The 12365-nt window shown below is 44.5% G+C and carries 8 protein-coding genes; 6 read left to right on the top strand and 2 right to left on the bottom strand.

Features of this window, described 5'->3' with window-relative positions; genetic code table 11:
- Positions 1 to 62 precede the first annotated feature (62 nt).
- A complete protein-coding gene (locus QVC79_RS12700; RefSeq protein WP_124315639.1) occupies positions 63 to 1451 on the top strand; it encodes an MltF family protein in 1389 nt (462 codons plus the stop codon).
- A gap of 192 nt (positions 1452 to 1643) precedes the next feature.
- The gene (locus QVC79_RS12695; RefSeq protein ID WP_124315640.1) at positions 1644 to 2393 is read left to right on the top strand and encodes a hypothetical protein; all 750 of its coding nucleotides are present in this window, start codon (positions 1644 to 1646) and stop codon (positions 2391 to 2393) included.
- Positions 2394 to 2516: 123 nt separating this feature from the next.
- On the opposite strand, the gene hydG is transcribed toward QVC79_RS12695, so the two are convergent.
- The gene (gene hydG, locus QVC79_RS12690; RefSeq protein ID WP_124315641.1) at positions 2517 to 4022 is read right to left on the bottom strand and encodes a [FeFe] hydrogenase H-cluster radical SAM maturase HydG; all 1506 of its coding nucleotides are present in this window, start codon (positions 4020 to 4022) and stop codon (positions 2517 to 2519) included.
- A 226-nt stretch (positions 4023 to 4248) separates the two neighbouring features.
- The gene (locus QVC79_RS12685; RefSeq protein ID WP_270592694.1) at positions 4249 to 4698 is read right to left on the bottom strand and encodes a GatB/YqeY domain-containing protein; all 450 of its coding nucleotides are present in this window, start codon (positions 4696 to 4698) and stop codon (positions 4249 to 4251) included.
- 114 nt (positions 4699 to 4812) lie between these two features.
- Between QVC79_RS12685 and QVC79_RS12680 the strand changes: the two genes are divergently transcribed.
- The 4 genes from QVC79_RS12680 (at position 4813) to QVC79_RS12665 (ending at position 12350) form a co-directional block, all read left to right on the top strand.
- A complete protein-coding gene (locus QVC79_RS12680; protein WP_270592692.1) occupies positions 4813 to 6144 on the top strand; it encodes an MATE family efflux transporter in 1332 nt (443 codons plus the stop codon).
- A gap of 680 nt (positions 6145 to 6824) precedes the next feature.
- Positions 6825 to 8285: a murein transglycosylase domain-containing protein gene (locus tag QVC79_RS12675; RefSeq protein ID WP_164719856.1), complete on the top strand. Its 1461-nt coding sequence runs from the start codon at positions 6825 to 6827 to the stop codon at positions 8283 to 8285.
- A gap of 12 nt (positions 8286 to 8297) precedes the next feature.
- Entirely contained in the window at positions 8298 to 10031 is a 1734-nt protein-coding gene (locus QVC79_RS12670) for a zinc ribbon domain-containing protein (RefSeq protein WP_270592690.1), read from the top strand.
- A gap of 33 nt (positions 10032 to 10064) precedes the next feature.
- Entirely contained in the window at positions 10065 to 12350 is a 2286-nt protein-coding gene (locus QVC79_RS12665) for a zinc-ribbon domain-containing protein (protein WP_270592688.1), read from the top strand.
- Positions 12351 to 12365 lie beyond the last annotated feature (15 nt).

Here is a 12365-nt window from a genome sequence, read left to right as displayed (position 1 = left end):
CTTATGGACTTTATAAACTTCACTAATTTGGTAGTTTACAACATTTTCCGTATTTTTGCGGTATGTATATAATAAAAACTATTACGTACACGCTGTTGTTCTTATCCTGTTTCGCCTCGTGCAAAACAAAGCAAGAAGAACTACCACTAGTCATACCAGAACCCGGAACGCTGGAAAAAATAGAGCAACGCGGGGTATTAAATGTATGTAGCTATTACAACACGACAGACTACTACGTGTATAAAGGTATTCCCAAAGGATTTCACTACGAATTGGTAAAAGATTTCGCCGATTATCTGGGAGTAAAGCTAAATATCGAAATAAACACGAATATTGACGAAAGCATTCAAAAACTGAATGAAGGCCAATATGACTTGATCGCCATGAGCCTCTCTGTCACGGATTCCCGAAAAGAAGACGTGCAATTCAGCCTTCCCCTGTTTACGACCAGTCAAGTACTCGTTCAACACACGTCGGACACGCTTCTCCAATCGGTAGATGACCTCAAGGGTAAAGAAATATTTTTACAGGAAGGCACCTCTTTCACCCGATTCCTGCAACATTTAAACGATTCCTTACAATTAAATCTGAAAATCACCGAACTGGAAGATGTCACGTTCGAAGACATTCTACTAAAAATAGAAAACGGGGAAATTCCCTACACGGTCATCGATAAAAATATTGCCCAGATTGCCTCCCAGTACATGAAGCATATTGATTACTCTCTTCAGCTATCCTCCGAGAACCCCGTGGCTTGGGCCGTCACGAAGAAGGCTACTCTATTGGATGAAGAAATCAATGCTTGGCTGGGCGCCATTAAAAAGAGCGGGAAACTAAACGTCCTGTATAACCGTTATTACAAAAACAGTTACATCACGTCACTGCACAACTCCAAATACTACAAACTGAAAAATGGAGTTATCTCCAGTTTTGACCCGATCATTAAAAAAGAGGCTCGGGCAATCGGTTGGGACTGGCGCCTGTTGGCAGCCGTTATCTACCAAGAATCCGGTTTCGACCCGGAAGCCACTTCCCACCTTGGGGCTGTCGGCCTGATGCAAGTTATGCCGGAGACCTCCCTGCAACTCGGATTCGAGGAATACGAAGAACCCAAAGACAACATTCACGTCGGGGCGTACTATCTAAAATATCTAGAAAACAAATTCAACAAATTCGACCTCGACACGCTGGAACAAATCAAGTTCACTCTGGCTGCTTATAATGCAGGTCTGGGACACGTACTCGATGCCATCCGGTTAGCCGAATCATACGGGAAAAACCCAAAAGTATGGGACAACAACGTGGATTATTTCATCCTCCACAAATCCCAACCGGAGATATACCGGGATTCTGTCGTCCGCTTCGGCTATTGTGACGGGAAACAAACATTCAACTTCGTCAACAATATTATGGAAAACTATACTCATTATAAAAACACAATCAAAAAATAATCTTAAATTTTAAATCGAAAAATTCAGAATGAATAGAATCACAGAATCTAAAATCATGAAATGACCGAATCCCTCAATTTAAAATTTAAAATCATGCAATTTAAAATTCGGAAGGCGAATATTGATTTACATTAATATTTTTCATACCTTCGCATCAGAGTTTTGATCATTATTTAACTAATTGCTAAGGATATGCCTTACAGAAGATTACCGAATACAGACGCAGCAAGGATAAGGGCATTAGAAACAGCCTTGAATAACGAAGAGTTTTCTAATATCAACAACTTACCGTTTTCATTAAATCTTAGGCAAAAGATTGAATTCTTTTTACCAAGATTCAAAACGGCAATAACGAATTCTCAGTGCGCCAGAGATAAACAAAACGTGAACAGTAGGAAATATGCAGAATATACCCGAAAAGCAAAATTATACATTTCCCATTTCCTGCAAGTACTGAACTTCACGATCGCCCGGGGAGAATTAAAACCCGTGGCAAGAACATTCTATGGAATTGATGAAAACGACACAAAACTCCCTTCACTAGTTTCTGATCAGGATTTACTGGAATGGGGAGCAAAAGTCATTGCCGGAGAACAGGAACGCACCCGCAATGGTGGCGGTAGCCCCGTGTACAGTCCTTCCATCGCCTTGGTGAAAGTAAACTACGAAAACTTTAAACAAGCCTACGCCTCCCAGAAGCAATTCCAACAAAACTCTGCCCGTTGCAGCGCAGAAGTCGCTCAATACCGGGGTGAGGCTGACGAATACATTCTAACCTTATGGAACGAAATCGAGGCTCATTACGCAGACCTCGAAGACGAAGAAATACGCCGCCAGAAATGCGAACATTTCGGCCTAGTCTACGTCTTCCGCAAAGGTGAAAAAGAAGAAATAAAAAGAAAAAAGGAAGCTGAACGCATCACGCTCAAACTCCCCTTTTAATATTTTAGATTTATGATTTTAGATCCTATCGATTAAGTGATTTAATGATTTTCGATTAAGTGATTTTAATCACCCAATCATCGAATCGACAATCACGGAATCTTTTTCATTCTAAACTCTAAATTACATATACAGATCCCTCTCCCCTCTTGCGATTCTATCATAATAGGAACGGAACGTGGGGAGTAACTTTTTGTCTGTAAAGAATGGCATATTTTCAATTTCCTGCAACTCTTGTGCGATCAGTTTCTCACCGATCTCACGAGTCTCCGGAGAAGCGTAGTCATTCAGATACTCCCGGAACGTTAACACGGCATTCAGTTTACAGAATTTACCTTCCACACCTTTCTCCAACAAATTCATGATCTTATCCCCCGTACGACCGCAGCGATACCCTGCCGTACAGAAAGAAGTAATCATCCCGTCATGGGCCAGCTCACGGATCACCTCGTCCAAAGAACGCTGGTCACCCAACATAAACTGCACCTTATCCGGATTCTCCTCCTGTTTCAACTTCTTGGCGTATGCCCCGATTCCCAACTTGGAAGAAGCATCCGTCTGCGTACACCCGTAATGATTGATCAGATCGCGTTTCAGCTCCGGATTCTCACGTGCCGTCACGATCAACCCGCTATACGGAATTGCCAGACGCAACACGGAAACCACCCGTTTCATGGCTTCGTCACTCACAATATAAGGAGAATGTTCACTCAAGAATGAACCGGGAGCCGGTTGCATACGCGGGAATGACACGGTATGCGGTCCGATACCGAAATGTTTCTCCAAGTCCCAAGCATGGTGAACCAGCCCCATCACGTCGAACTTCCAATCGTACAAACCAAATAAAGCCCCGATAGCCACGTCGTCCACCCCGGCCTCCATAGCTCGATGCATGGCATAAAGCCTCCAGCGATAATTTCCTTTCACCGTGTTTGCCGGATGCAATTCGGCATATCTTCCCCGATGGTAAGTTTCTTGAAACACTTGGAACGTACCGATTCCCGCGCGCCACAATTTCTTCATGTCAGCGATCTCCATCGGAGCCGCATTCACGTTTACCCGCCGGATATTATTGAAACCATTCCCCGTAGGCGTCGTGCGTTTCACGGAATAAATCGTGGAAATAGAATCCGCGATATAGTCGGCTCCATTTTTAGGATGCTCGCCATACACGGCAATCATTCGCTTATGCCCCTCGTCAATCACGGCAGCCACCTCATCCCGCACCTCATCCATCGTCAGCACGTGGCGAACCTCATCTTTATTCTCCGCACGGAACCCGCAATATTTACAGCTGTTCACGCAAAGATTCGACAAATACAAGGGAGCAAAGAAAACGATACGATTATCATATACTTTTTTCTTCACTTCCAACGCCGCCTCCTGCATTTCATGTAATAATTCCGGGTCCTCCACGTTCAACAATGTAGCCGTTTCTGCCGGAGTCAAAATCTTTATATCCAAAGATTTTTGTAAAATATCCCGAACTTGTTGCTTATCGGGATTTTTATACTTTTCAATATCTGCAAATATCTGTTCCTCGTCAATAAAATCCTTTCCCCCATCCAGATACTTATCGATCTCTGCCTGTTTGATCACGCTGGCAGTCCAATCTTTTACACTACTCATTTTTTACTCGATTACAAGTTCATAAAAGTCCTAAAATCTACAAAACTCACCCGACACGTTTGCTTCCCTACCTCCCGTCGCGTGAATATCTTTACATATATACAAAGGTCGTTAATTATTTCATCAATCCCCTCTATTTCCAATATCTATTTTCAATCAGCCGATAAAGAAAATCAATAACCTAATCGTAAACCCGGTAGACCTTTCTTTTAGATCCCTATGAACCTTAGCTTAATAATTCTTTTACAATGGTGGAAATCGTCTTACCGTCAGCCACCCCGGCCAGTTCCTTGGAAGCAACACCCATCACTTTCCCCATCTCCTTAGCGGAAGTCGCTCCCACCTTCTCGATGATCGCTTTCAACGCGGCCCTCAGTTCCTCCTCGCTCAACTGTTTTGGCAAGAACTCGCTCAACACTTCCACCTGAGCCATCTCGTGAGCATACAAATCCTCACGTCCTTGATTTTTATATATTTCAGCCGACTCGCGTCCTTGTTTGGCTAACTTCTGGATAATCTTCACGCTTTCACTATCAGCAATTTGCTCCGGAGCCCCGGCAACAGATTTTGCCTCGATAAAAACCTTCTTTATATTTCTTAAAACTTCCAAACGAATGGTATCTTTAGCCTTCATGGCAGCCATGATGCCTTTGCTAACCTGTTCTTCTATTGTCATTGTTTCTGAATTTAAAATTTAAACTCACGAAGTTACTATTTATTCCTCAAATTTCCACTAACCATTTTTAATTTTCGAAATACCGACGTAATTTTGTATCATAAAAACACCTGCATGAAAACAATCATCACGAACAAAACCATCTGGAACATAGCTTACCCGATCATCTTGGGTAGTTTGGCACAAACCCTGATCACCCTCACCGACACGGCATTCTTGGGACGGGTCAGTGAAGTTGCCTTGGGAGCCTCCGCCATGGCCGGAATTTACTATTATGTCTTTTCCACTTTGGCTTGGGGGTTCTCTATCGGGATACAAATCATCGTGGCGAGAAGATTGGGAGAAGGTAAATTAAACCGGATCGGTGTCGTTTTCGAACACGGACTATGTTTCGTGTTCCTTTTGTCCATGAGTCTTTTCCTCATTCAACGATATTATAGTGATGTATTGCTCGGAGCCTCTATCCAGTCCCCGAACATCTACGCGGCAGCCATGGAATATATGTCCTACCGCCATTACGGGATTATATTCGTGTGTTTCAACTTCCTGTTCCGGGCTCTTTACATCGGCCTCTCCAACACGAAGATCATCGGCTACTCAACGGCTGCCATGGCCACCATTAATGTAATTTTCAACTACCTACTCATTTTCGGAAAATTCGGTTTTCCGGAATTGGGAGTCGGTGGTGCGGCACTAGCCTCCGTGATGGCAGAGATTTCCGCTTGTCTTATTTTCATTTTCTATACTATATTAAAACTCCCGATCAAACAATATGCACTTTTCTCGTTCCACAAATTGGAAGGTTGGCTCATGCTCACCGTGCTGAAAACAGCCTTCCCGACCATGTTGCAAAAGCTATTGTCATTCGGGACATGGTACATATTTTTCATGCTCATCGAACACATGGGAGAGCGTCCCATCGCGATAACCATTATCGTACGTAGTGTCTATATGCTTATCCTCATCCCGGTATTTGGTTACGGTGCGACTGCAAACACGCTGACCAGCCGCTTGATCGGGGAACAAAGACAACCGGAAATCATGAGTACCTTACGCCGGATCGTGAAGCTCTCCATGCTAAGCGTCCTTCCCGTTCTACTTATATGCTACATATTCCCACATTACGTGCTATCCATCTACTCCAATAGTAGCGAACTGATCGCGGCATCCATTCCGTCTCTTTACGTGGTCGGTCTGGCAGCCCTCAGTTTTTGTTTCGGGATCACGTTCTTCGAGGCCATCTCCGGGACAGGAAACACCACGCATGCACTCATCCTTGAGAGTTTTGTCCTTATTTTTTACACGTTCCAAACGTGGCTGTTCACCACGGTCGTTCGTTCCGATGTGGCATTCGTGTGGACTGTAGAAATCACTTATGGCATATTAATCGGTGTCGTTTCGTTACTCTACCTCAAGTACACGAAATGGCAACAAAAGAAAGTTTGAAGATGATGCTCTATCTATAAGGAAACGATTGCCTCCCCTAACCACTCATTGCACAGGAGGGACAACCGATTGATAATCTGCTCCCTCCCCGTGCAAGAGAGAACAGGAGGGAGTAGTCCGAAAATACTAAACAGTAGCTTAAAGGCAACTTTATTGATAGTGCATCAGCAACTCATCAATACCGTAAGTAATATTTTCTATATATTGTATATATACTTTATGAACCTTATTTTATATAAGGTTCATATAATGTACCTATAAGGCATCTATAAGGTTCATGACGGTATTGACATACTATTCATCCATTAATCACCACGAAATAAGAGGTGACCTCCGATACAAAATAGGCTCACTTTTTACCATTCTTCAGTTTCCCTCAGATCAAATAAAATCAAACAGATTCGGAATATATATTGGAAAGACTTAATCGCTTTTCTTGATATCACAAATATCAATTAACGATCGTTTAAAAACATCGCAATATACAAACATTTTTACTAATTGAAAAATTTTTGTTTATTAATTATTATTTCTCGTAAACAGAGAGTTAGACACAAAACAGATAAGAAGTCCTAAAGCTCAATTCCACTCGTTTTTAAACGATCCTTTTTTGATCGAATAAAAAACACACTAGATAGGAACAATTTTATTTAAGCGTGGAACTAAAATTTAAATATTACTTGAACACAAAAAGATTTATTTTCATTCTGTGTATCATTCTGTTGCCGGCTGTCAGTTATGCTCAATCCGTGAGATCAACAAGCACAACGGCAATGGATTCTATTCGCAGGCAATTCGAAAAAGAAGCGACACAAACAATCGCTGATTTCGAAGCATACAGCAAGAAAGCACGGGAAGAATACGAAAAATACGAGGCACAAGCCCGTGCGGACTATTCTCGTTACACTCGCTCGATCAAACAAACATGGGGCGGTGACAGTATCGTGGATAATACACCGACACAATGGGTAGAATACAGTAATGATTATCAAAATCGTTCGATCGTTAATTTTGATAAAGGAAAAATTCTCGTGGAAGTCGCACTTGAGGATGGCAACACGATGGATTCCGCCACGATAAATGCCTGTCTGGCTGTTGCCATTGAACGCATGTTGAATAGTCAGGGATCAACCTGTCCCTATCCATCCTCTGTTGATGTATCAAAGCCGCTGACCAACAACCCCGTACTGGATGGATTGGTTGATTTTTCCATGTACAAACCTGATAAATCACTAGAATTGACGGGACAAAATCCGACACTTACCCGTACAGCACCTCCCACGCCAACGGTCAAAGGGAAAAAACTAACTCTCAATAACAATCAAAAGGAAGATTCATCCGGGGATTCCACCACAACCGGGATTACCATGGCCCGCCGCGTACAGGAAGAAGGAAACAGAGGTTCCAATAATCCTCTCGCGAACAAACGGGAAGATGCCCACAGACGAGCAGAACAAAAAGCACAGGCATGGCAGAATGAATCGGAAAAGGCCATTATGATAAAAACGATCGCCGCACAAAGCAAGAAAAAGATCACGAAAATAAAAGGGAATGACGGGAAAGTACGTCAAGTAGTACAAATAGAGATGAACCTCGTTTCCGACAATCTCTCGAAAAACGCGGCTCTTTACAAAGACCTCGTGGCAGAATTCTCACAAATTTTCCAGATCGAACAACCGCTTATCTTTGCCGTGATGGAACAAGAATCCCGTTTCAATCCGGAGGCCACGAGTTGGGTTCCCGCTTACGGGCTGATGCAATTGGTTCCCACCTCCGGAGGGTTGGATGCCTATAATTACGTGTACAAGAACTGTTGGGTCCCGACACGGAGCTATCTTTTCATACCACGTAATAATATAGAACTGGGCACAGCCTATCTCCGTGTCCTCATGAATCAATTCTCATCGGTTACCGACCCGCATTGCCGCAGGCTTTGCGTCATTGCCGGATATAACACCGGGGCCGGAAACGTGAGCAGGGCTTTCACCGGAGCCACCAATCTAAATAAGGCAATCCCGCTAATTAATAAATACAATTATGAACAATTGTACCACCATCTCACGAATCGTTTAAGCACGAGCGAAGCCCGAAACTATGTTTCAGGAGTGAGCAAGCGACGGGAAAAATATCTTAAACCATAAAAAGGAATAACAATGTTTTGTCCAGAATGTGGCCATCGTATAGAAGATCAGAATATACATTTTTGTCCGGAATGCGGAACAAAAATAGAATGGCTTTGTCATACCGAGAAGAAAGCACCGAATACGCCCCACCCCCAAAACATGGGCATGCACGGGTTGATTTTCACGAACTTGCACCTACTGGCCGGAAAGCTGGAAGTGGACGAGCAAATCTTGATCACCATTTTTGATGAATTTATCCAACAGAAACGGGAATACGGGATCTCGTACAAACTTATCGATGCCGGTAATTATTCGTACCAGAAAAGTGGTTTTTGGGGAAACACGAAGAAAGCACATTTAAAAGCCAACAGCCCGTTGTGGGATTACATGGACATACTGATGGATGTCCACAACGGGGAACAAGCGGGAGGAGATGAAATATCGCAATACCTATTTATTATAGGTAGCAATGACATTATTCCCATGCCGTGCATCCGGCACTACATCTCCGACGATGCCAACGATGACAGTATCGACACGGACATTCTCTACGCTTATCCCTATGGCAAAGAGATGCTTGCATTGCTCGAAAACCAAGAAGCGTTTACGTACGATCAACTCTTTTTCGTGGGGAGGTTGCCACTCGGAGAAGATGCTTCATTTGAAGATTTACGCGATTACTTGGAACGTGACGTTAATTATTCCCTTGGTTTCCCGATGAACGAGGCTTACGGCCAATGTGACCCCCACTGGAAAAAGGTGTCCAGTCGCGTGGCAAATGACCTTTTGCAAGGAAATTATTTGCGCGACTTAGGTAATTACCTGTCAGCCGACTACTATTATAACCGATTGATTCTCTCCCCCATGATCGTGGAAGGAAATCTTCATCAGGTTTTTCACACGAATGCCTCGCTATATTATTTCAATCTCCACGGCGGGGAAGGACGGGAATCTCGCGGTTACGCAGGAGTTATGCTTAACAAGGAAGAATACGGGGCTTTACCGGCCATAGAACCGGAACACATGATGACCTGCGAGGAACCTAATATCGTGATCAGCGAGGCTTGTTATGGAGGACGTTTTATCGGTCTGGATAAACGCCACAGCATGATGCTGGCTTCACTCTTTACCAACACGTTAGCATTCGTCGGATCATCACGCGTGGCTTGGGGAGCCGTTGATGATCTATCCTCGTCCCAATCCCGGGTATCGGTTAGCTACGCGGACATCATAGCCGGTTATTTCATCAACGCGATCTTACAAGGATACACGGTAGCCGAAGCATTATTTATTGCCCGCGGTGCCGTGTTACAAGAAACCGTCCCGGGAGACCCGCATACCGCGTTGACAGTCGTGGAATTCAATCTTTTCGGCGACCCGATGATCACGATGAACGCTCTTACAAGCTTGAAGTCCGGAAATAAAATGACCCGAAAAACGGCTCTAGCTGAACAAGATACCCAAATAGGATGTACAATCGAGAAGGTGGGACATGGAACGGGAAAAGGTTCTATCCTAGAACAGGTACGAGGAGCCGTGGACGCTAATATTCAACAGATTCATGCCACGATTGGCCAGTACCTGTACACAAATTACGGGATAAAACCGCGGCCAGTAGAAGAGATTTTAAAGATTAAATATAATAACGGACAGGAAGAGTTGAAATTCAATTATGACCTGACTTCCGAAAGGAAAATACCGACCCGTTGGGTTGTCACGACAAGCACGGACGGGAAAATCAAGAGAGTTTACTCTACCAAATAAACAGCTTAAAGTGAAACAATAAACGATACAAGTATGAATTGCCCTAAATGTAACGCCATTCTTCGTCCGGGAGTAAAGTTTTGTACTTCTTGCGGACAAAAAATAGAGACATCGGCCACGTGTACTCAATGCGGAGCCCCGTTAAAATCAGGAGCCAAATTTTGCATCAAATGCGGACAGCGGGTCACTCTTGCAGAAAAGACATCCGCCCCGTCACAAGAAACGACATCGGACATTAATTCTGTCAAGGGACGCATCTACTGGAACATACAACCGGGGCAAGTGGCTCGCATCATTAACGAAACGGAATTTGACTCTTATAACAATATTCAAGGTATTATTATCCCGGAAGGAACAACCGCCTATATTCGTGCCAACGGACGCACGATTGCTTCTATCAGCGGGGGAACCTATAATTTCACAGGCTCTTCGAGTGATTCTTCCAACCATTTGACAGGTTCACTGCGGAAAGGATGGGAATTTATCGTCAACTTATTCAAAAACAAGAAAAAGGAAGAGAAACCGACAACGGAAACTCTCTACCTACAACAGCAAAATCTGATTCTGGAAAACGCCAAGAAAGGAGCCGCTTTCTCTGTTGTTATCTTACTGGATAAGTCTTTCCCGCTTCTTTTCGGTTCCAAGCAAGGAACGCTTGATGCTTACAAGGATTTCGTCCCGATGAACATACAAACCCGGTATCTGGATATGGCGTTAGGCGTAAACGCGTATTTCAAAATCTCGGATCCGGAACGATTTATCATTCATTACCTGACCGAACGCCAGATGTTGAACACAACGGTCATCGTGGATGAACTCACGGATACCATCCGGAACATTTTGCAGGAAACGTTATACGACACGGAACTCTCGTCCAATCGCATACCCCAAGAACTCCACGCCTTACTGAAAGAAAAGATTAATGCCATCGCCGCAGAAGCCTTTTTCGGCATTTCCATCGTGCGTATTGTCGAAATTTCAGCGACCAGCGAGGATTTAGAGCGCTTCAGGGTATTGAGCCGCGAACTCTACCTCTCGGACAAAGAACTGGATTATCTCCGACGCACCAATGATTTCAAAAACCGGATGGCGGATACCGTAAATTCGCAACGACTGCATGAGGCCGCGACGGATCTTGAATTGGACAAACAACTGGAGACTATAAATCACGATCGGCTGTTGCATGAAGACGAGGTGGAGAAGTTTAAATATTTCTTGAGGAACGAGCGCATCGTACGGGAGGCTCAAAACGACGATGAACGAAATGCCGCTCTTCTGGAAATTGCCAAAACAGGATTCATCCGGGAAGATGAAGCACGGGCCCTTCAAGATCAATTGAAAACGAACGATTACCAACGGGGGATGATGTTCCAAATGATGCAACTCCGTGACGGTATCGAGTTCGAACGTACCCGCATGGAGGGCGAAGCTGAAAAAGCGACCCTGATTGTCAGAAAAGAGCTTGAATTACAAGAACTACAAGATGATTACGCGGATGGCCGTTTCTATAAAGAAGTCGAAAAACAACGCACGGTTGCCGAAACCAATCTCGATCTGGATCAACGCCAGCGGGATATGGATTACAATGATGCCAAACGGATGCACGACATGGAACGGGAAGATGATGACACGCAGTTCCAACAATTCATGGCGATCCAAAACGCGGAAGAACAAGCAAGAGAAAATCAACGCAAGCATGAGGCGGAAGTAGAACAAAACCGTTTAAAGACGGCCGAGGAGATGGAACGTTTAAAATGGGAAAACGCGAAAGAACTTTCCGATGAAAAAGTGTGGGCTCTAAACGGCGGGGATGCCGCCGTGGCGTACGCGGAAAACAAGTACAGCTCGGAGGCCGAACGCGAGGCAAGCGAACGGTTGGAAGCACAACGACGGGAAATGGAAGCCCGGTTGGAAGCAGAACGGGCCTCCCGTGATAGCGAACACCGGGAAAATCAATCCCAAATGTTCCAGATGATGCGGGATATGATGACCATGACCGGGGGCATCCAAGCCCAAAAGGTAGATGAAAAAGAACGTCAATTGCGCGAACGTGATGAACGTATTCTCCGTCAGGAGGGACGGATGGACACGGCTTATGACCGGGCATTGGATTACACGACCCATAATAATATGCCACCGCAAATGCCACAACAAGCGGTTCCCGCACAACCCGAACCACAAGCCCCACGACCACAGCAAACGCAAGAGCCACAATCACCCGCGGCCAAAACAGCCACACCGGCAACCTGCCCGGAATGTGGAGCGCCATTGGAACCCGGAACAAAATTCTGTGCTGATTGCGGTGCCGGAATCATGTAAAAACGATTTTTCAAT

This window comes from Butyricimonas sp. (genome assembly GCF_019423355.1).
GTDB classification, from domain to species: Bacteria; Bacteroidota; Bacteroidia; order Bacteroidales; family Marinifilaceae; genus Butyricimonas; species Butyricimonas faecihominis.
This window is presented reverse-complemented; position numbering and strand designations above follow the sequence as displayed.